Source organism: Neobacillus rhizosphaerae, from assembly GCF_937468385.1.
GTDB lineage: Bacteria > Bacillota > Bacilli > Bacillales > Cytobacillaceae > Neobacillus > Neobacillus rhizosphaerae.
Genome location: NZ_CALBWS010000035.1, coordinates 14,458 through 35,017 on the forward strand (window position 1 = coordinate 14,458; position 20,560 = coordinate 35,017).

Genomic DNA, 20,560 nt, shown 5'->3' on the forward strand with positions numbered 1-20,560 from the left:
TTTTTTAACATTATATAAAAGATCGTTTCTTATTTAACAGCACCCTCGGAAATTCCTTTGATAATTTCCCTCTGTGCAAAGAAGTAAGCAATAATGACTGGAATAATCGCAATCGTTAGGCCTGCCAATGCTAAATGCCATTGCTTCGTATACTCACCAAAGAAGAAGAACATTTTTAACGGAATCGTTTCCATACCCTCTTGGTTAATAACAAGAGATGGGAGTAAGTAGTCATTCCAGATCCAAATCGTATTTAGAATCGCAACCGTTACCGTAATTGGCTTTAACATTGGGAAGATGACATACCAAAATATTTGAAAACGATTGGCGCCATCAATTGTCGCAGCTTCATCCAATGACTTTGGAATTCCGCTTAAGGTACCATGGTACAAAAAGATCGACAGACTTGCGCCGAATCCTAAATACATAAAAATGATCCCCACACGATTTAACAATTCAACTTTCCCAAAAATCGTGACGAGCGGAATCATGACCGATTGAAACGGAATCAGCATCGCTGCCACAAACATAAAGAAGACAATCGTACTCATTTTGCTTTTATTTCTTGAAAGTGCGTAGGCTGCCATTGAAGAAAACACGATAATAACCACAACACTTACAACGGTAATAATGACTGAGTTTAAGAATGTCTTTAAAAAATCCAGTTCGTTAAAGGCTTCAATGTAGTTATCAAAATTGAATGCTTCAGGGAGCTTTAATGTATCTGCAAAAATTTCCTTTTTCGATTTAAACGAATTCACAATCATTAAATAAAAAGGAGAGAGCCATATGAGACCTAATACCACACCGATAATCTCCAACGGCCATTTATATTTTCGTCCCATTACATTTCTACCTCCCTTTTCTTATTGATGTACACTTGCGTTAACGAAATCGCTGCAACAATGATAAAGAAGATTACTCCTTTTGCCTGAGCATAAGCCATTTCACTTTCACCAAAGGCCGTTTTGAAAATTTCCATCGCCACCATTTGTGTGGAATTGAATGGTCCCCCTGCTGTTAGTGATAGGTTTTGGTCGTAGAGCTTAAAGGTATTTGATAAGGTTAAAAACATACTAACGGTAAAAGCAGGAGCTACAAGTGGAAACACGATGTAGCGAAGACGCTGGAATGGGCTAGCGCCGTCAATTTCAGCTGCTTCAATAAGTTCAGTTGGTACTCCTTCTAAGTATGCAATGTAAATGACCATAATATATCCGGCCATTTGCCAGCTCATTAGGATCACTAAGCCCCAAAAGCCTGTTTGCGTTGTGGAGAGCCAGCCATCTAAACTTTCAATGCCAAATAAATTTCCCACCCCGGCAAATACTTTGATAAATATAAACTGCCAGATAAAGCCTAAAATAAGGCCGCCAATTAGGTTTGGCATAAAAAAGATGGTTCTGAGGAATTTACTTGTTTTAATTTTTGATGTAACGATAAGGGCTAATGCAAGGCCAAAGAAATTAATGAAAATAATAGAAACAACTGAAAATTTAACCGTGAACCATAGTGAGTCTAAAAATTCCTTATCCTTAAAGACATTAAGGTAATTTTCAAAGCCGATAAATCCACCCACTTCAATTCCGTTCCAGTTTGTGAATGAATAATAAATCCCAAATACCAGCGGAATAATAACCACCATGGACAATGCTAAAAGAACTGGGGCTAAGAACAACCAGTAGGATAAATCCCGAGTACGCATCATGGTAAAAACCTCCAATGTAATTCTTAAGTTTGTAAATAATATGAAAGAAAAGGGGCTGAGTGATAAGAAATGCGTTAAACCAAGAGTGCCGTCTTATGAACCAGCCCCTTGCCTCTCTACTAATTTATAATGGGTCCTCACTTTTACAAGTAGGACCCATTATCTGTGTTCAGAGGGTATTATTTATTTCTTGATTTCTCCCAAGCTGCTTGAGTAGTTTTTACGACATCTTCCCATTTAGCTTCTTTGCTCAAATATTTTTGAATTTGAACTCCGAGCTCATTTTGTCCCCAGTTAGTTGGATAACCCATGAATGCCCAGCCAATTGTCTTACCATCTTGTGCATACTGATAAATTTCTTTAGAAAGCGGGTCACTGATTTTTGATGCATCATATCCATCATAGGCAGGAATAAATTTAAAATCATTAATTACTGTTTCTTTACCTTTATCAGAAGTGTATAACCAGTCTAAGAATTTTTTCGCTTCAGCAACAGTTTTTTCATCTTTATTACTGTTTACGCCCCAGTACATTGGGATTCCAACCGGAATTGCATCTTCTTTATATCCTTCAACAGGGATTGGTAAAATGCCGATGCCGTTATCAGCAAATTTTTGATCAATACCTGCGATTGAACCATATACCCAGTTACCTTGTTGAATCATTGCTACCTTTTGAAGCGAGAATAATTCTTCAACTTGTTTAGAGTAGTCAAGACTTACAGTCGGCTGCACGGAATAATCGTTTTGTAGGTCAAGTACTTTTTTGAACGCATCACCGTATTTGAAATCAACCTTTTTCGCGTTAAATGCGTTTAACACATTGTTATCAAATTCTGGTGCAAGGAACGTGTTTGATAAGTGTAAGCCAGTTACCCAAGTTTCTTTACCAGGTAGAGCAAATACTGCTTCAAGACCAAGGTCTTTTTTCTTCGAATCTAACGTTTTTACAGCCTTTTCAAGATCTGCAAAGCTCTTGATTGATTTTGGATCAATACCTGCTTTTTTAAAAACATCCTTGTTATAAATGAAGCCATAACCTTCTTGGTTGTAAGGCAATCCTAGTACTTTTCCATCTTTCGTTACGCCATCAAGTGTTCCTTTTAATGCTGCTTTTGAAGCTTCTGTATCAGATAGGTCAGCTAATTTTTTTTGCCAATCTTTTACGTCTTGCGGTCCACCGATATTGTAGATGGCTGGTTCTTTACCTGACGCAAATTTTGATTTTAGGGCTGCACCGTAATCTTCACCGCCGCCAACAGTCGTAATGTTGATATTTACACCTTTGTGTTCTTTTTCATATTCTTTCGCTACTTTTTCAAATTGCTTTTTAAATTCCACTTTAAATTGGAATACATCTATTGTTACATTACCTTTTGAATCTTCTTTGGAGCCGCTTTTATCTGCATTTCCACAGCCCGTTAAAAGGAGACTTAGGGAAAGAACACCGGCGCCAATTCCGGAAAATAATTTTTTCTTATTCATGATTTACCCCCATATTAAGAATTTTTTGTGATCTAATAGCTTGTGCAACGTGGGAAAACATAGATGGATTTATCATGTGTTATTGTGATTTAGATATTCTAAGCAAATCCGAATACAACCCATTGTGATTTACGTAAGGCTTTTCTAATGCAATCGTTTGCACTAAAGTATAAATAAGAAATTTTTTAAAAATCTAGGTCACCCATTCGTAATCTTAGAAAATCTTGTTTTATTCTAGTTTTCAACGAAATCGTTTGCACAAAATAGCAGAAAAACTGTAATAAATCATTATTTACCATTAAAAATTCATCTTACTTTACAGTTAATATCTACTAATACCCCCTATTCTCGTTATGTATCGGTAGCGAAAACGTTTGCACTAATCGATAGATTCATAGTACCACTTTCATAATGAATGCGCAAACATTTTTTATTAGAAAAGATCAAAGCGCCCGCCAATCGGCGCCTGGAGCTAGACATTTCTTGAAGCCCAAGGTTAAAAATTCTTTATAAATGATAAAAAGCATCAGGAATTCCTGATGCTTTTAGGGTATTTTCTACTTTTTCAGTACAACTGTCTCATATGGACGCAAACTAGTTGTTTTTCCTGCTTCATAGTTGGAAAGGAGGAGATGATATTCAGGAAATTTGTTTGCAAGTTCCTCATCCTCAATCACTAACTCGTTTGCGCTAAAGTTGCAGAGCACGATGAGGCTTTCATCCTTCCGCGTTCGTTCGTAAGCAAACACTTCCGGATGATCCTTTAACAATAGCTGAAAATCACCATCAATGATAATATCCATTTCCTTGCGTATGGCAATCAATTTTTGATAAAAATAAAAAATTGACTGTGAATCATTTAAAGCATTTTTCACATTAATCTCTTTGTATTTCGGATTGGCCTTAATCCAGGGAATTCCTGACGTGAAGCCACCATTCTCAGAAGTATCCCATTGCATCGGCGTTCTTGCATTGTCTCTGCCTTTTGCATAAATCGAGGTCATGATTTCCTCATGTGTGTAGCCTAAGGCCATTCGCTCGTTATACATATTGATGGTCTCGATATCCCGATAATCCTCAAGGGAGTCAAACTTTACATTGGTCATACCGATTTCTTCCCCTTGATAAATATAAGGTGTTCCCTGCATGAAATGAAGGCAGGTTGCTAACATTTTCGCTGATTCAACACGATACTTTTGGTCATCACCAAAACGGGAAACAATCCGCGGCTGGTCATGATTGTTCCAATACAAGCTGTTCCATCCTTTGCTATGTAGAGCAGACTGCCACTTTGTTAAGTTTTCTTTCAACTCGACTAGATTCAATGGTTTTAAATTCCACTTCCCGCCCGGGGCGCTGTCTAAATCCATGTGCTCAAAAGTGAAAATCATATTGACTTCTTTTCTGTCAGGGTCCGTGTAAAGAATGGCATCCTCTGGGGTGGCGCCGGGCATTTCACCAACGGTCATTATTGGATAGTTAGACAAAACCTCATGGTTCATTTCTTGCAACAACTCATGGATTCTTGGGCCATTCATAAAGTATTGGCCGCCATCACCATATAATTGCCCTTCGCTCTGTACACCATCCGGCAAGCCAGGCTGCTTGGAAATCATATTAACGACGTCCATCCGGAAGCCGTCAATCCCTTTATCTAGCCAGTATTTCATCATCTGGTAGACATCTTCCCGAAGTTTCGGATTTTCCCAGTTTAGGTCAGGCTGCTTTTTCGAAAATAAATGTAAGTAATATTCATTGGATGGTTCATCATATTCCCATGCAGAACCACTGAATATAGAGCCCCAATTATTCGGTTCTTTTCCATCTTTACCCTCACGCCAAAAATAATAATCGCGATATGGATTGTCTTTTGATTTTTTCGACTGAACAAACCACTCATGTTCATCAGAGGTATGGTTGACCACCAAATCCATGACAAGCTTCATATCGCGTTTATGCAGTTCATCCAACATCTGGTCAAAATCTGCCATCGTTCCAAACTCATTCATGATCTTCTGATAATTTCGGATATCATAGCCATTATCATCATTCGGTGAATCGTAGACCGGACTTAACCAAATCACATCAACACCAAGTAATTTTAAATAATCAAGTTTTTCAATGATCCCCTGAATATCCCCAATTCCATCGCCATTGGAATCATTGAAGCTCCGTGGATAAATTTGATAAACAACACTTTTCTTCCACCAATTGTCATTATTTTTCAATTTGCGGCCCTCCTAACATATAAACAACCACACTATAACATATCTGCTAATTTTTCCGAAACAAAAAAATCCTCAACCTCGAAGATTATAGGTCAGGATTTTCCACTGATACTTATTGGGAATCAGAGCTGTTCACCATTATTCCAGCCACTTGTATTAAACGATCGTAAAAGGCAAGACCCGCTGGATTTTGATCAAGACCAATTTCTTGAAAGGCTTCTTTCATGCAGCGAAGCCAGCATTCGGCTCTCCTAGGAGTCACTTCAAAGGGGAGATGCCGCTCTCTCATTGCTGGTGGTCCAAATTCCTGACTATAAAGAGCAGGACCACCTAAAAATTGCGGCAGGAACATCCGCTGCTTCCGTTTAATTTCTTCCATATCTCCTTCAAATAAAGGAGCCAATTCAGGATTGGCATACACACGCGGATAAAAGGCATTTACCAGCTTATCAATCGTTTCTTGTCCACCGATATCGCTATATAGTGATTTAAAATTATATTCCAATTTCCTCACCATCCACTTTTATTTTTCCTTTGTTTCAAATCATTATAAAGATATAGTAGATAGCAGTTCGTGATATAAATCACACTTATTCCCAACTTATAAATGTTTCCAAACAACTAAAGTAGTTTTTTCAAACCTTTTTTCGAATGATATGGTATCCTAGGATAATATGAAGGTCTCGAAATGGGAATAATATCGAGGCAAAACAGGCGTCTTCAAGAGGTGAATAAAATGAATAAAGCCTGGATTTATGTAATGTTAACCTGCTTATTTGAATTGTTCTGGGTTTATGGATTTAATACAGCTGATACATGGTGGCAGTGGGTAATTGTCATTGGAATAATATTTATTGATTTCCACTTCTTACCTGAAGCGTGTAAAAGTCTTCCAACCGGGACTGTTTATGCGATTTTTGCAGGTGTAGGAACCATCGGGACAGTGCTAATGGATGTTTTTCTTTTTGGAGGAAGCTTTAGTATAGGAAAGGCTCTGTTTATAGCAATTATAGTACTAGGTGTAATTGGTTTAAACCTCGCTGATAACAAAGAAGAAAAACAAACGATGAAGGAGGCCGCTTAATATGGGCTGGTTGTTTGTGTTTTTAGCAGCTGCAAGTGAAATCGCTGGTGCGGCCGGGCTAAATTTGTATAGTCAAAGGAAAACAGTAAAAAATGGTATCCTTTATCTTGGCGGCTTTGGAACTTCATTTGTTTTTCTATATACATCCTTTCACTATCTGCAAGTAAGTATCGCCTATACCGTTTGGGTTGGAATTGGTACCGCAGGGGCAGTATTAATTAACATGTATCTTTTTGGGGAATCGAAGAACGTGGGCCGCATTCTTAGTGTCATTTTGATTCTCATTGGCGTGATGGGCTTAAAGGCACTTTCTTAATAGCTGGAAAGATGTCAACCCCCAGTAGTTTAGTGTTTATCTCACTGGGGGCTGACAATTCTTAAACCAACTTTTCATAACAAAAGTATGTTTCATGTCCAGTAGGTTTTGTTAAAAAAAACACTTCTCCTGTTTTCGTGTATCCTTTATTTTCATAAAAGCTTAATGCCCCTTCATTTTTGGAAAAGGCATCCAGCCTTATTCCTGCATAACCTTGATCCTTGGCCATTTTTTCGGCAAATTGCAGCAATCCCCCTCCACATCCCTTTCCTTGGAGTGATGGATGCACACAGAAAGAATGCAGGATTAAGTATTTACCATCCTTATCCGTCCAACTTATCTCATCCCATTCTGAAACCTGCCATTCGTTTAATACCATAGCCCCTAAGATTTCATCTTCATTATGTAAAATAAACATTTCTTTTTCGCTAATTGTGTAGGCAAGATATTCTTTGTTCGGATATTGATCGTCCCATTGATAAATTTCCTTATTCAGAAGATCCTCTTTACAATCTTGAAATAGCTTGTCGATTCTAGGTAAATCCTCATTTGCTGCACGTGAAATTTTTTCTTCTCCCATGTTAAATTCTCCTATATTTTTTGATTGTAGATTTTGTTATTCTTTTCAGGTGCTACTAATTCCACTTTTATTCTATCAGGATCTTCGAAATATACGGCATAATGTGAATCTCCTCCGGCAAACGGGTGCTTATCTTGATATAGAATATTTATCCCTTTTTCCTTCAATTGTGCCGTTATTTGATTGACCTTCTCTTTGGATTCAGCATGAAAGGCAAGATGGTTCAGCCCCACTCTTCTGCGATGGTAGGGAATATCCATAAACCGTTCGTCTGTCTGAACAAAAACAAGATAGGTTTCACCATATTTCCAGCTGATGCCTGAATCCCATTTTTGGAATGGTTCATATCCTAATTCAGATAAAAACCAGTCCCTAAATTCAATTGATTTTTTTAAGTTTGAAACATAGATTTCAAGATGGTGTAACATACTGCATCCCCTTTCTCTTCAGCCCCAGCTTTTGTCAACGTTTTCTCTTTTGGAAAATTCAGCATAACCTAAATTAATTTTAAGGGACTTCCTTGATTTTGGAGACTCATTTATAAGCTCAAACATCGACACTTTATCATTTATTTCTAAAGTCAAATTTATCATTCATTGACTAGTGATTGTATTTATATTAATATATAATTTTGCAAGTAATATATATTAACGTGGTTCGAGAACCTCCCACGTAAAAAAACTAAGGAGAAATGAATATGGAAAAAACAACTAACACATTAGCACAACCAATTGGTGCTAATTCAGGCACTAGTTCTGTTCGAACTGCCGGAACCGATAAAGAGCACAACAAAGTGAATGGAATTGTCGTAAACGGAATTGTGGCCGCTTTGTACATTGCTGTATCAGCCGTTATTGCTCCATTTGGCTTTAGCCAAATCCAGTTCCGTGTTTCAGAAATGTTTAATCATCTGGTCGTTTTTAACAAAAAGTACATTTATGGAATCATTTTAGGTGTATTTTTGACGAATCTATTCTTCTCGCCGATGAAGGCATACGACCTTATCTTCGGTGTCGGCCAATCATTGATTGCCTTGTTAATCACAATTGCATGCGCACGACTTATCAAAGGTATTTGGGCGCGTATGGTCGTGAATACACTCGTTTTCACGTTCACGATGTTCTTGATTGCCATTGAACTGCATTTGGCATTTGGTATGCCTTTCATGTTCACCTGGTTAACGACAGCAGTTGGTGAATTCGTGGTGATGGCGGTCGGTATGCCGATTATGTATGTTATTAACAAACGCGTTCATTTTGATAAAATCGTTTAATCAATATTAAGAGTTGCTGCTTAGGTTAATAAAAGTGGCAACTCTTTTTTATTTGTTTATTCCAGATTAGTTAACGATCCTTTTGATCCGCTGGATTTCATCTCCGTTTATCTTCTTGCGGAAGTCACCATCAACTCTAACGGCCGAGCCAAAATGGTATTCGGAGGCCAGGAGTTGTTGGTGAATGTATTCTATATTTCTGGAAGAGAGGCCTGAACCCGGCATGATTATTGGCGAGTTAGTGGTTTTCCCAGACTCCGCTATCATCCCTGTTAATGAATCAAGTCCTTCTGGTACTCTCGGCTTCCCTCCCGATGTTAAAACCCTATTAACATGATATGGAGATTGACAAAGGGACCTATATACTTCCAGAGAATCTGTTTGATCAATGGCACGATGAAAGGTTAACGATAGCCCCTTCGCTTCTTCTAACACCATCCCGAGCATGTCAAAATCAACTTCTTGCTTTTCAGTTAACGCCCCAAACACGACACCCGCCGCACCTAACTCTTGAATTTTTTTAATATCCTCACGGATGGCATCCCATTCACCCCTACGGTAAACAAAGGAATTGCTATGAGGACGAACCATGACCATTACAGGAATCTTTACACTCTCGACGACCATTTTTATCGTTCCATAGCTCGGTGTCAAACCGCCTTCAGCGATTGCTGAAACTAACTCGAGGCGATCGGCACCATAGGCTTCAGCGTATTTTGCATCTTCTTGATTTAAAACAATTATTTCTACTAAGCTCATTTCCACACCTTCTTGATTAGAATTTTTTTTTGACCGAGCCCTGCTGCTATTTTTCACTGCATCCGACTGTCATCCAAACGATAAAAAAGAACCTTTTTTTGATCATACCAAAATTCGATAGACTGATGACATTTTTTATCTACAAAACCCATTATGTCTAGCCCTTGCTCCGTTCGTTTATAATAGTTCTCTCCACAAGCCTTTTTCACCTCCGTTATAGATTCCCCTACATTAATTCCTTTAGAAGTTGGAATGGAAGATTTCTCTACACTAAAGCGTAAAATACCGCCATTGGTAGTCGTTGCAATTTCAAGACCATCTTGTACTTCGTAGTAGTTATAAAGGTCGTTGTCAGCACTTTTATGCATCTGTTTTCCATAAATGCTAATAAAATTATCCATATTTATATTATCAAATAAATAAAAACCATTAATATTTTCGGTATGTAGATCCGTACTATCTGTGTACTTTTGATGAAAGGAACGTGGGAAACTTTGCATCAGGAACCAAAATACTGTGCCTGCAAATACTGCAAAAACGGCCGAACTAATAAGAATTTTTTTGTACAATTTGCTCTCCCCTTTATAAATGCATAGAAATTCTATGTATATGACTAATATTAATACATAGATAGTCTATGCACAAGAGTATTGTGTTAAAATAATCCAATCTTATTTTGTTTTACTATTGATTCTCACGTTACGTGATGTTTTATGATTAAGATATAAAACGAAGGAGGCTCTAACATGACGGAAAAATATTCGATTGGGACGTTTGCCAAAAAGACAGGTGTGACGATTAGAACACTCCATTATTATGATGAAATCAGCATCCTAAAACCTGAGGTTTCAGCGTCAGGACGACGCTTTTACAGAGATGATCATTTTATCACCTTACAAAAAATAGTAACCTTGAAATTTCTCGGTTTTTCTCTTGAACAAATTAAGGATTTAATTGAAACAGAGAATTGGAACCTCAAAGAATCGTTACTTTTTCAAAAGAAGGCCATGCTGGAAAAACGGGCTCATATTGATCATATGATAAAAGCGCTGGACAGCGCCCTTAATATTGTGGAAGAAAATAATCCAGTTGATTCCTCTATTTTCATTTCCATCATTAACGGTATTTTGTTAGAAGCTGATCACAAGGAATGGTTAAACAACGTTTTCCCTGAGGAAAAAGTGGACGCTATTTTTGATATCCCACAAGAAGAACAGCTCGAACTCGAAAAAAAATGGGCCACACTGTTAACAGATTTGAAGAATGTTTGTGGAAGTCACCATGAGGGCAAAGAGGCTCAAGCATTGATTAAAGATATGTTTACTATGTTTTCAGAGATCGTGGGTGAAGATACCTCATTGATTTTACAAATGACAAAAACAGATCTGCCAGAAGAACAATTGACTATTCCGCTACCTTTTTCAAAAGAAGAGGAAGAATGGCTTGCCAAGGCGATGAAGTTCTTTTTACAAAAAGAAGGAATCGAAATTGAGGAATAACTTAAAGGAGGATTTTATATGAGAATTGTAGAAATCTTGATTATGGTTGCTTTAATTCTTCCAGGAATTATCCTAATGGTGTTTAGCGAGAAGAAACTAATCAATGATTTTCTGCCAGACGAAAAAATCCGACCATTTTGGGTACGGATGTTGAACCATTTCATCATGGCTGTTCCATTTGCGGTTTTAGGAGTCTTTTTCTATAGCAAAGCTGGTTTTACAAAGCCTTCTTTCGCTGGGATCAACGAAACAAGTCTTTTGCTTGGTTTGGTTTGCGCCCTCGTTCATGTTGCCTATTACTATGGTTATTTTATTAAAAAGGTAGATAAGGAAACAATCGTAAAAGTGGAACATTCGAGGAAACAACTCGGTATCTTTACTCGTCTATTTTATGGAGGGATTGTGGAGGAAGTGGTATTCCGCTTTGGATTAATGAGTTTTATCGTTTGGCTAGGGAACCATGTTATCGATAACCAACTCATTGCATTGGGGATTGGAAACCTCGTTGCTGCTATCCTTTTCGCTCTTGTTCACTTACCGGCAATTTACCAAATGAAAGTAAAAATCACAAAAACGCTCCTAATCTATTCGAATAGTATGAATATTATGGTAGGATTATTCTGTGGCTGGTTATATTGGAGTGAGGGGTTAGCGGCCGCCATCCTTTGCCATATATTGTTCCACCTTGTATGGCATTTCTTTGAAAAAATGAATAAAGTGGCGGAATCCCCTAATGTCTTTAACGTGAAGGGTGAATAATGCTGCAAGATTAGAAGGGAGAGAATGAAATGTTTCAACGTCCACAAACAAGTGAGTACCCCGAATACTATGTGCCCTATGTTAATCTGGTTCCTGAAGGTGACCTATTATCGGTTTTGAATGAAAATCTAGCAGAGACTGTTGCACTATTTGAAGGAATATCGGTAGGTGACGGTGATTTCCGTTATGCCCCTGGTAAATGGAGCATCAAAGAAGTGCTTGGCCATATGGCAGATACTGAAAGAATCATGAGTTACCGCCTGCTGAGAATTGGCCGTGGTGACCAAACCCCTTTGGCTGGATTTAACGAGAACGATTATATTGCAGAAGCCGAGTTCAATAACCTTTCGATCAAAAACATCCTCGATGACTTTGCAGCTGTACGAAATGCCACCATTACGTTAATTCAGAATATGTCGGAAAAGGCTTGGGCAAAAGTAGGTTTCGCCAATAATACGGAGGTCACCCCCCGTGCCATCGCCTACATTATCGCAGGACATGCCATCCATCATCTTAATATTTTAAATGAAAGATACCTTTCTGCGTTGAAATAAACCGTGTTTTCATTGTAAAAATAGTGTAAAGCAACAAACTTTATATTGCAAACGTACGTTCTTGGTTTTATAATCATATTATGGGTAATAATAGGATCTAGGCCTTTCCATTGAAAATGACGATTGAAAGTCTGGTTTTCTGAAGGTTAACCATAACAGGAAAAATACCTAATAAATCAAGGAGATGATTATTCATGACATTACGATTAATTCCCTATTTAGTGATGAATGGAAATGCAAAAGAAGCGATTCAATTTTACGAAAATGCATTGGATGCACAGGTTCTTTTTTCTCAATCTTTCGGGGAAATGCCGGAAAATCCTGAATTTCCTCTTCCATCGGAAGCAAAGGACCTAGTAAGCCATGCGACATTAAAAGTGGGTGAAACAGAGCTTATGTTTTCTGATACGTTTCCTGGTCAACCTCATCAAAGCGGAAATCAAGTTACCATATGTATTTCAACGGACGATGCTGAAAAGTCTCATAAATTTTTTGATGCCTTAAAGGAAGGCGGTAAAGTCGACATGCCGCTACAAGAAACCTTCTTTAGCCCTGCTTATGGTAGTGTAACAGACAAGTTCGGGATTACCTTCCAAATTTTCACGGAAGGGCAACAAATGAATTTATAATTGGGACGCATATTGTTAATATAAAAAAATATGATAGAACGGCTCTGTTCTTATGGTTTGCAGCAGTGCCGTTCTTCGTTTTTCCTTAATTAGTTACAGAAAAAAACTTCATTACAAGTGATAGTTAGAGATAAATTTTAGAAATTCTTTTTGTTTGGAATGGTCGTACTTCATAATGGCATATGTATTAGCTTCAGGTAAATTGATAGACTCACAATTTATCTCTAACAATCTGCCTTCTAATAATTCTCTTCTTACCGTTGACGTTGGTAAGAAGGATACTCCCAACCCCTCAACAATAAACCTTTTCGTAATATGGACTTGAGATACTTTCATCATCCTCACACTTGGATATTTACTTTTTACCAGCCTACAAAGAAGATCCCAATAACCAGGATGGTTGTGGGTTAATAGATAATTAGTTGTTAACACTTCTTCTTCGTCTAATGGGGGTGCTGATTCAGCATCTCTCCCATCATGCGGAGCTACCAAAATGACTCTATCATTATATAAAAGCTCACAAATCAAACTTGGATAACTACTGTTTAAGCACGACAGCCCCAAATCTATTTCTTCCCTTAAAACTGCCTGTTCAATATCAACTGATTCAATAATTTTGATTGAAATTTCTACTTCCGGATACTGATTTGTATAGCTTTTTAATACGTAGGGTAAGATGGTATCTGCGATTAGAGGTGAAATGCCTAGTGACAATTTCCTCGTGTATCCTTGACTAAAGGAAGATAAATCCTCTAGACCACGTTGATAAACCTCTAGTAATCTCTTTGCATGAACTAAATATCTTTTCCCCTCTTCTGTCAATTTTATTTTTTTCCCTACTCGATTAAACAATGGGGTACCCAGCTCTTTTTCTAGCTGTTTTATATGGACCGTTACGGAAGGCTGTGAAATATATAAAAGTTCGGCAGTTCTTCTAAAATTTCCGCAATCTGCAGCAGTAATAAATGTGTTTAACCACTGAAATTCCATGTTTTCCTCCTTATTAAAAATATTAATCAATCACTTTAATAATATTCAATTTTCTTAATTGTGTTTATTTTATAAAATAACAGTAAATAAGGAAAGGAGTAATATTAATGATCCAAAAAGGTTTGAAAGGAATTGTTGCAGCGGAAACATTAATCAGTCATATAGATGGGGATAATGGAAAGTTATTTTATCGGGGGTATGAAATTAGGGAGATTACGAAAAGATTTTCTTTTGAAGAAGCCGCCTATCTTCTTTGGTATGGTAACTTCCCGGATGCTGAACAGTTAAGTGCGCTGAAAGACGAGTTAAAATGTAATCGTGATCTGCCCGAATATGTAAAGGTAATAATCGACCAACTTCCGCCGGGCATGGATTTAATGAGTGTTATTAGAACCGCCATTTCTGCAGAAAGCGGTAATTCCAATTATGGTTGGAAGCCTAGTGTCTCACAGGCAATCCGGTTAACCGCCTTGGTACCTACGATTATTGCCTATCGAAAAAGACAGTTAGCAGGGAAAAAGTTCGTTCCACACTGGAATGATTTAGACCATGTTGAAAATTACTTGTATATGCTAAGTGGAAGGATGCCTAACGCTGCCCATGTTGAAGCACTCGAAACGTATATAATTCTAACCCTTGAACATGGAATGAACGCCTCTACCTTTTCAGCAAGGGTTACAGCATCTACTGAGTCAGATATAGTTTCCGCTATCACCTCTGCAATCGGTACAATGAAAGGTCCACTTCATGGCGGCGCTCCCTCAGGCGTCATCGAGCTTCTTAATGAGATTGCCTTGGTCGGAGATGCAGAAAAAGTTTTAAGAGATAAGGTAACAAACGGAGAAAAATTAATGGGTTTTGGGCACAGAGTCTATAAAACTCACGACCCTAGAGCCATTTCTTTGAAGGCAAAGCTAATGGAGTTGGTTGGTGAGGATGAATGGCTTGACCTAGCCATGGATGTAGAAAGCACGGCTGTGAAGGTATTAGAAGAACTGAAACCTGGCCGAGCGCTTTATACAAACGTAGAATTTTATGCCGCTGCCATCATGAAAGCCATCAACATGGATGCAGAACTATTCACCCCAACCTTTACCGCAAGCAGAATCGTCGGATGGACAGCACATGTCCTAGAACAGGCCGAAAACAATACCATCTACAGACCTCAAGCAAAATATAATGGATCATTCAAATAAATGGTGTTTATAGTGTAAATAGGGTTTATGGTGTCAGGCACCACCCGTGGACAAAACACGATTTTGTCCACTCCAAAAAGACAGTCTCTTAATGTGAATAAAACACGTTGAGAAACTGTCTTTTTTCTTTATTCTAGATTAGATGATTTGAAACAAATCTAATGTTTATTTTTAACCCATTCTTGTTCGTGAGCTGGCTGGCTGATATTTTCTCATCGGCCCTTTTTCAAGGACCTCTTGAAGATAGGGAATGCCATTTGGATTCGTTTTCTTGAGAAGTTCCATTAGGTATGTAATGTCATCCATTGCTCTATGTGTTTGATAATTTGTGATATTATGTGCTTGCAATAGGGTTAGGAGTTTGCCATTTGGGAAGCCATAGTTTTTCCAAGGGATATTTCTCATCGTGCAATACCACTTCAAATCGTTGACTTCCGGATACATGTGATAAAGAAAGCTGCGGTCAAACGAAGCATTATGAGCAAAAACAGAATCAGCACGATGAAAATACGTATTTATTTTTCCATCATAAAAGCTTTTCCCTTTTACTAGCTCATAGGGGATTCCGTGTATTTGAAAGGCTCGGTCATAATTCCTCCTTGCTGAATTTGAAAGCGGCTCTCTTAAAAAGGAGTCTTCCTCAATAATATCAGTGATTTCGCCGGTATCTGTTCGATAGGAAAAGAGTTTCAAGGCTAGTTCTATTACTTCATCTGTGGTGGGGCCTAACCCTGTTGTCTCGACATCCAATAACAAACCAAATTTTTCAGACTTCCGCACAGTAATCATCCCTTAATTCTTAAGTTTTCCCTATTATAACAAAGCTTGCCTAACTATTACATCTCCAAAATGTCCCTCTCCTATGTGTATGTCAAAAAAGAAGACCATTTTCAGTCTTCTTTCATTGTTTCGGTCTCCAATAACTCTTGTTAGAGACCGCTCTGTCACTCTTTTCGCGGTTTCGGTCGCCAATACACCTTATTGGCTACCACTCTGTCTCTTTTTTCACGGTTTCGGTCACTAATACACCTTATTGGCTACCGTTCCGTCTCTTTTTTCATGTTTGCGGTCACCAATACACCTTATTGGCTACCACCCTGTCTTTTTTTTCTCGGTTTCGGTCACCAATACACCTTATTGGCTACCACCCTGTCTCTTTTTTCATGTTTGCGGTCACCAATACACCTTATTGGCTACCACCCTGTCTCTTTTTTCATGTTTGCGGTCACCAATACCCCTTATTGGCTACCGTTCCGTCTCTTCTTTCACGGTTGCGGTCGCCAATAACCTTTATTAACTACCGTTTCTCTTTTTAAACTCCGGTTTCGGTCGTCAAGAGGGCTCCCTCATTGAAATTTTGTTGTTCACCAATCCCTGCTAGAAATGCCTTCATAATAATCATCAAGCTCTCATCCAAATCCAATGAAAGCTTGAATCCGCCTTTTTGCTCTAGAGCAGAAAAACCATGTAAAATACTACGTAATCCCCTTACGGCATGTAGAGCATAGTCCCCTTCCAAATGATAGGCCTGTAACACCCGAATGGAAAGGTCAACGACCCTTGCTCCAGCTAGCTGGAACTCCTCATCTTCTGGGTCTGGTGCCATCAAGGCCGCTTCATAAACCCCAGGATTCATACGGGCGAAATTGACATATGCCTGACTAATTGCAAGTACGGCTTCGGTGCCTGACACCCCGATTGCTGCATTAGCCATAGCCTCATAAATCTTTTCAATCCCGTATATCGCCAACTTTTTCCTTAATCCAGGCAATCCATCAAAATGGTTATAAAGTGAGGGAGGGCGGATGCCTAATTTCTTTGCAAGGTTTGCCAGTGTAACCTCCTGCATGCCCTGTTTGTTAGCAATTTCCCCTGCTGATTCAAGTATCGTCGTTAAATCGAGTCCAATTTTTGGTCTTGGTGACATAATAATAACTACTCCTTATCCTATTTTCCGTTCTAAATTTTTAATCGCCTGCTCCATCGCATTAACAGGATTCTCCATCATTTCTCCGTGGCCAACCGCAAGAAGCTTTGGTTCGTAACCCAATAATTTTTTTGCACTCCCCAACGCTGTTTTCTTACTCCACGTTCCGAATGATGGAAATGGGAACAAGGGCTTTATATCACCTGCCACCGCGATGCCTCCTCTAGTTTGGAAGGCATCACCCGCAATCAATGACTTTGTACGCAAATCTAAAAACGACATGGAGCCTGGCGTATGACCTGGAGTCTCGATTGCGGTTAAAGAACCAATCAAGTCGCCTTCCTTCAATAATACATTCGCTCTTGTTTTTAAATTCTTTGGCACTCCACCTTTAATAGGTGTTTGTTCTTCATGTAGATCAAGGGAACGGTCATTATTCATTAATCTGTGATCTCGAACTGAAATATAAACCGGTACCTCTGGTAACCATTCCTTTAACGAATCTAACGCACCGACATGATCCTCATGAGCATGGGTTAAAATAATTTTTGTAATCGGCTTCCCAATAGATTCAGCAGCCTTCAATATCCCTTTCGTACAAAAGCCAAGTGCCGCATCAATCAAGGTTACTCCATCCTCTTCCTCGACCAAATAGCAATTGACCGGAAAAACACTCGCCATAAAAGTCACTTGATACAAGAACCCATTTTTGATCATTCTCATTATTATCATCTCCTTTTAACTAATATCGTTAGTTTTATTTTAACTAATGATATTAGTTAAATCAACATTTTTCTTTCCATCTTTTACTGTTTTTTATTAAAAACCGAATTCAAAGGTTTTCACTGGCGGCATGTAACAAATTGTTCAAAACATTTTTACAGATATGTGAACTACCGAACAAACTATCCTCAATTCAAAATAAATTTGTTATATTAACAATGTACTTAATATATAAATCTTATTTACTAAAAGGAGTGTTTCACATGGTTGTCAATTGGTTAAGAGAAAATAAAGTTGCTGCTGGAATTTTAACAGTTCTTCGCTTATATCTTGGTTATTCTTGGTTAACTGCAGGATGGGGTAAGCTTACAAGTGGTGGTTTTGATGCTTCTGGATATTTAAAGGCAGTAATTGCTAATCCAGTAAAGGGTCCAGATGGTGGTGTAGTATACGGCTGGTATGTTGAATTCCTAAAAGGTTTTGCATTACCAAACGTTGACATTTTCAACACAATCGTTCCTGTTGGAGAATTTTTAATCGGATTAGGACTAATTCTTGGCTGCTTAACAACAGCAGCAATGTTCTTCGGACTTGTTATGAACTATGCATTCTTCTTAGCTGGAACAGTATCTCACATTCCAACAGACCTATTTATCGGAGCCATTATTCTTTTCGCAGGCTATAACGCAGGTCGCATTGGTCTCGACCGCTGGGTGATTCCATTCATCCGCACCACCGTATTTAAAGGTTACAAACCAGTGAAACAAAACGGTTAGTCAATAACTAAAAGCGCCTCCTTCTCCTTCCCGAGAAGGAGGTTTTTTTTCTACTAAACCTGCCTTTTTATTGTAAATAAATAAACAATTATTGAATTTTTAGACACATCCTGTATAATTGTTCCCGAATCAACAAAGAGAAAAATAATTTTTTATACGGGGGTGGCTGCCATGACAAATGCTGCTATTATTCAATTTAATAATGTAACCAAGCAATATGATAACGATCCGCCTGTTCTTGACGATGTAAGCTTTGAGATTGAACGCGGAAAATTCTATACACTCCTCGGCCCCTCTGGATGCGGTAAGACAACGATACTAAGGTTAATCGCTGGATTTATCGAACCTTCCAAGGGAGAGATTTATTTTAACGAAAAAAAAATCAATGATATTCCCGCCAATAAACGGCAGGTAAATACGGTTTTTCAAGATTATGCACTCTTTCCTCATTTAAATGTTTTTGAGAACGTGGCGTTCGGATTACGAATCAAGAAATTGAAGAACGCTGAAATAGAACGAAAAGTGAAGGAAGCTCTCAGCTTTGTTAACCTTACTGGCTATGAAAACAGAGAAATAAGGGAAATGTCTGGCGGTCAGCGCCAGCGTGTGGCTATCGCCCGAGCGATTGTAAACGAGCCGGAAGTAATCCTTCTCGATGAGCCACTCTCAGCCCTAGATTTAAAGCTGCGTACCGAAATGCAGTATGAACTCCGTGAGTTGCAGCGTCGCCTTGGGATTACCTTTATCTTTGTGACACACGACCAAGAGGAAGCCTTGGCGATGTCAGATGAGATTTTTGTCATCAATAAAGGGAAAATCCAGCAAAGTGGCACACCAACCGATATTTATGATGAGCCGATTAACCGCTTTGTCGCCGATTTCATTGGCGAATCCAATATAGTTAATGGCAGAATGATGAAGGATTATCGAGTAGAATTTGTCGGCAGGGAGTTTGAATGTGTCGACAAGGGCTTTAACGAGAACGAACCAGTGGAAATTATTATCCGTCCCGAGGATTTGGAAATTACAACTTTAGAACGTGGCAAATTGCAGGTACGCGTTGATTCCCAACTGTTCCGAGGTGTCCATTATGAAATCAGCTGCTACGATAAGGATGAAAATGAGTGGCTTGTCCATTCCACGAAGAAGGCAACCGTAGGAGATGAAATAGGGCTTTATTTTGATCCGGAAGCGATTCATGTTATGCGCCATGGCGAAACAGAGGAAGAATTCGATCGCCGTTTAGAAACATATGCGGATGTGGACCGCCATGGAAAATAAATTAACCCGCAGCCTCTATCGAATTCCTTATCTACTTTGGATTCTTCTTTTTGTAATCGTGCCTATTTTACTTGTACTTTACTATTCGTTTTTTGATATTGAGGGGAATTTTTCATTCATCAATTATCAAAAGTTTTTCACACCCGTTTATTTAAAAATGACGATCAGTTCGTTTTGGTATGCATTTTTAATTACAGCAATTTCACTGTTGATCTCTTATCCAACAGCTTATTTGTTAACAAAAACCAGACATAAACAATTATGGCTGTTATTAATTATTGTCCCATCGTGGATTAATTTACTGTTAAAAGCTTATGCCTTCATTGGTATTTTTGGTACATATGGAGCGGCTAACAGCTTCTTAAAAATGATTGGCATCGGGTCACGGCAAATCTTATTTACTGATTTCAGCTTCGTGTTTGTATCGGTATATATTTTTATCCCATTCATGATCTTGCCGATTTTTAACGCATTAGATGAATTGAATCCAACCCTTTTGGATGCAGCCAGTGATTTAGGTGCCTCCAAATGGACGACATTTCGCCGGATCATTTTTCCGTTGACTATCGATGGGGTAAAATCCGGCTGCCAGGTCGTATTCATCCCGGCCCTTTCCTTGTTCATGCTGACAAGACTGATCGCTGGTAACCGTGTCATCACACTTGGTACGTCAATAGAGCAGCACTTTCTCGTGACGCAGGATTGGGGCATGGGTTCCACGATTGCTGTCTTTTTAATAATTATTATGGTTCTGATTATGCTCGTAACTGGTACTCGAAAGCGAGGTGTGTAAG

24 protein-coding genes and 1 riboswitch are annotated in these 20,560 nt (G+C 38.6%); of the genes, 11 read left to right on the forward strand and 13 right to left on the reverse strand.

Features of this window, described 5'->3' with window-relative positions:
- Window positions 1-29: 29 nt before the first annotated feature.
- From M5A78_RS20515 to M5A78_RS20535, 5 genes are all read right to left on the reverse strand, one after another.
- Window positions 30-845, reverse strand: a complete 816-nt coding sequence (locus M5A78_RS20515) for a carbohydrate ABC transporter permease (RefSeq protein WP_248737144.1) — start codon at window positions 843-845, stop codon at window positions 30-32.
- Window positions 845-1,705 (reverse strand): carbohydrate ABC transporter permease, encoded by an 861-nt coding sequence (locus M5A78_RS20520; RefSeq protein WP_248737195.1) that lies wholly within the window; start codon window positions 1,703-1,705, stop codon window positions 845-847. Before M5A78_RS20520 ends, M5A78_RS20515 begins: the two co-directional genes overlap by 1 nt.
- A gap of 182 nt (window positions 1,706-1,887) precedes the next feature.
- The gene (locus M5A78_RS20525) at window positions 1,888-3,192 is read right to left on the reverse strand and encodes an ABC transporter substrate-binding protein (protein WP_248737145.1); all 1,305 of its coding nucleotides are present in this window, start codon (window positions 3,190-3,192) and stop codon (window positions 1,888-1,890) included.
- A 557-nt stretch (window positions 3,193-3,749) separates the two neighbouring features.
- Window positions 3,750-5,420, reverse strand: coding sequence for a glycoside hydrolase family 13 protein (locus M5A78_RS20530; RefSeq protein ID WP_248737146.1), 1,671 nt, complete (start codon window positions 5,418-5,420; stop codon window positions 3,750-3,752).
- Window positions 5,421-5,532: 112 nt separating this feature from the next.
- Window positions 5,533-5,937, reverse strand: coding sequence for a globin domain-containing protein (locus M5A78_RS20535; RefSeq protein ID WP_406603727.1), 405 nt, complete (start codon window positions 5,935-5,937; stop codon window positions 5,533-5,535).
- A 219-nt stretch (window positions 5,938-6,156) separates the two neighbouring features.
- On the opposite strand from M5A78_RS20535, the gene M5A78_RS20540 reads away from it, so the two are divergent.
- Both M5A78_RS20540 and M5A78_RS20545 read left to right on the forward strand, forming a co-directional pair.
- The gene (locus M5A78_RS20540) at window positions 6,157-6,504 is read left to right on the forward strand and encodes a DMT family transporter (protein WP_248737148.1); all 348 of its coding nucleotides are present in this window, start codon (window positions 6,157-6,159) and stop codon (window positions 6,502-6,504) included.
- Window position 6,505: 1 nt separating this feature from the next.
- Window positions 6,506-6,820, forward strand: coding sequence for a DMT family transporter (locus tag M5A78_RS20545; protein ID WP_248737149.1), 315 nt, complete (start codon window positions 6,506-6,508; stop codon window positions 6,818-6,820).
- A 61-nt stretch (window positions 6,821-6,881) separates the two neighbouring features.
- Here the strand turns inward: M5A78_RS20545 and M5A78_RS20550 are convergent, their stop codons facing one another.
- A complete protein-coding gene (locus M5A78_RS20550) occupies window positions 6,882-7,400 on the reverse strand; it encodes a GNAT family N-acetyltransferase (RefSeq protein WP_248737150.1) in 519 nt (172 codons plus the stop codon).
- Between the two features lie 11 nt (window positions 7,401-7,411).
- Window positions 7,412-7,828, reverse strand: a complete 417-nt coding sequence (locus tag M5A78_RS20555) for a VOC family protein (RefSeq protein ID WP_248737151.1) — start codon at window positions 7,826-7,828, stop codon at window positions 7,412-7,414.
- A 218-nt stretch (window positions 7,829-8,046) separates the two neighbouring features.
- A riboswitch (PreQ1 riboswitch) is annotated at window positions 8,047-8,091 on the forward strand.
- A 6-nt stretch (window positions 8,092-8,097) separates the two neighbouring features.
- Here M5A78_RS20555 and M5A78_RS20560 point away from each other — a divergent pair.
- Window positions 8,098-8,673, forward strand: coding sequence for a QueT transporter family protein (locus M5A78_RS20560; RefSeq protein ID WP_248737152.1), 576 nt, complete (start codon window positions 8,098-8,100; stop codon window positions 8,671-8,673).
- A 66-nt stretch (window positions 8,674-8,739) separates the two neighbouring features.
- Here M5A78_RS20560 and M5A78_RS20565 read toward each other — a convergent pair whose 3' ends face one another.
- Window positions 8,740-9,432: a copper homeostasis protein CutC gene (locus M5A78_RS20565; protein ID WP_248737153.1), complete on the reverse strand. Its 693-nt coding sequence runs from the start codon at window positions 9,430-9,432 to the stop codon at window positions 8,740-8,742.
- Window positions 9,433-9,485: 53 nt separating this feature from the next.
- The gene (locus tag M5A78_RS20570; protein WP_248737154.1) at window positions 9,486-10,001 is read right to left on the reverse strand and encodes a hypothetical protein; all 516 of its coding nucleotides are present in this window, start codon (window positions 9,999-10,001) and stop codon (window positions 9,486-9,488) included.
- Between the two features lie 177 nt (window positions 10,002-10,178).
- Here M5A78_RS20570 and M5A78_RS20575 point away from each other — a divergent pair, with 177 nt between their 5' ends.
- The 4 genes from M5A78_RS20575 to M5A78_RS20590 all read left to right on the forward strand — a co-directional run bounded on the left by M5A78_RS20575 (window position 10,179) and on the right by M5A78_RS20590 (window position 12,873).
- Entirely contained in the window at window positions 10,179-10,931 is a 753-nt protein-coding gene (locus M5A78_RS20575) for a MerR family transcriptional regulator (protein WP_248737155.1), read from the forward strand.
- Window positions 10,932-10,949: 18 nt separating this feature from the next.
- On the forward strand, window positions 10,950-11,690 hold the full coding sequence (locus M5A78_RS20580; protein WP_248737156.1) for a CPBP family intramembrane glutamic endopeptidase: 741 nt from the start codon (window positions 10,950-10,952) through the stop codon (window positions 11,688-11,690).
- A gap of 29 nt (window positions 11,691-11,719) precedes the next feature.
- Window positions 11,720-12,244 (forward strand): DinB family protein, encoded by a 525-nt coding sequence (locus tag M5A78_RS20585; protein WP_248737157.1) that lies wholly within the window; start codon window positions 11,720-11,722, stop codon window positions 12,242-12,244.
- 194 nt (window positions 12,245-12,438) lie between these two features.
- Complete coding sequence (locus M5A78_RS20590; protein WP_248737158.1) at window positions 12,439-12,873, forward strand: VOC family protein; 435 nt, start codon at window positions 12,439-12,441, stop codon at window positions 12,871-12,873.
- A gap of 111 nt (window positions 12,874-12,984) precedes the next feature.
- Here the strand turns inward: M5A78_RS20590 and M5A78_RS20595 are convergent, their stop codons facing one another.
- Window positions 12,985-13,863: a LysR family transcriptional regulator gene (locus tag M5A78_RS20595; protein WP_248737159.1), complete on the reverse strand. Its 879-nt coding sequence runs from the start codon at window positions 13,861-13,863 to the stop codon at window positions 12,985-12,987.
- A gap of 107 nt (window positions 13,864-13,970) precedes the next feature.
- On the opposite strand from M5A78_RS20595, the gene M5A78_RS20600 reads away from it, so the two are divergent.
- Window positions 13,971-15,059, forward strand: coding sequence for a citrate synthase/methylcitrate synthase (locus M5A78_RS20600; RefSeq protein WP_248737160.1), 1,089 nt, complete (start codon window positions 13,971-13,973; stop codon window positions 15,057-15,059).
- A gap of 171 nt (window positions 15,060-15,230) precedes the next feature.
- On the opposite strand, the gene M5A78_RS20605 is transcribed toward M5A78_RS20600, so the two are convergent.
- The 3 genes from M5A78_RS20605 to M5A78_RS20615 form a co-directional block, all read right to left on the reverse strand.
- Window positions 15,231-15,839: an exonuclease domain-containing protein gene (locus M5A78_RS20605; RefSeq protein ID WP_248737161.1), complete on the reverse strand. Its 609-nt coding sequence runs from the start codon at window positions 15,837-15,839 to the stop codon at window positions 15,231-15,233.
- A gap of 532 nt (window positions 15,840-16,371) precedes the next feature.
- A complete protein-coding gene (locus M5A78_RS20610) occupies window positions 16,372-16,986 on the reverse strand; it encodes a TetR/AcrR family transcriptional regulator (protein WP_248737162.1) in 615 nt (204 codons plus the stop codon).
- Between the two features lie 15 nt (window positions 16,987-17,001).
- Window positions 17,002-17,709 carry an MBL fold metallo-hydrolase gene (locus tag M5A78_RS20615; RefSeq protein ID WP_248737163.1) on the reverse strand — a complete coding sequence of 236 codons (708 nt, stop codon included), beginning with the start codon at window positions 17,707-17,709 and terminating at the stop codon, window positions 17,002-17,004.
- A 263-nt stretch (window positions 17,710-17,972) separates the two neighbouring features.
- Here M5A78_RS20615 and M5A78_RS20620 point away from each other — a divergent pair, with 263 nt between their 5' ends.
- The 3 genes from M5A78_RS20620 (at window position 17,973) to M5A78_RS20630 (ending at window position 20,559) form a co-directional block, all read left to right on the forward strand.
- Window positions 17,973-18,485, forward strand: coding sequence for a DoxX family protein (locus M5A78_RS20620; RefSeq protein ID WP_248737164.1), 513 nt, complete (start codon window positions 17,973-17,975; stop codon window positions 18,483-18,485).
- A gap of 171 nt (window positions 18,486-18,656) precedes the next feature.
- The gene (locus M5A78_RS20625; protein WP_248737165.1) at window positions 18,657-19,766 is read left to right on the forward strand and encodes an ABC transporter ATP-binding protein; all 1,110 of its coding nucleotides are present in this window, start codon (window positions 18,657-18,659) and stop codon (window positions 19,764-19,766) included.
- Window positions 19,756-20,559: an ABC transporter permease gene (locus M5A78_RS20630; protein ID WP_248737166.1), complete on the forward strand. Its 804-nt coding sequence runs from the start codon at window positions 19,756-19,758 to the stop codon at window positions 20,557-20,559. Before M5A78_RS20625 ends, M5A78_RS20630 begins: the two co-directional genes overlap by 11 nt.
- The last annotated feature ends 1 nt before the right edge of the window (window position 20,560 follow it).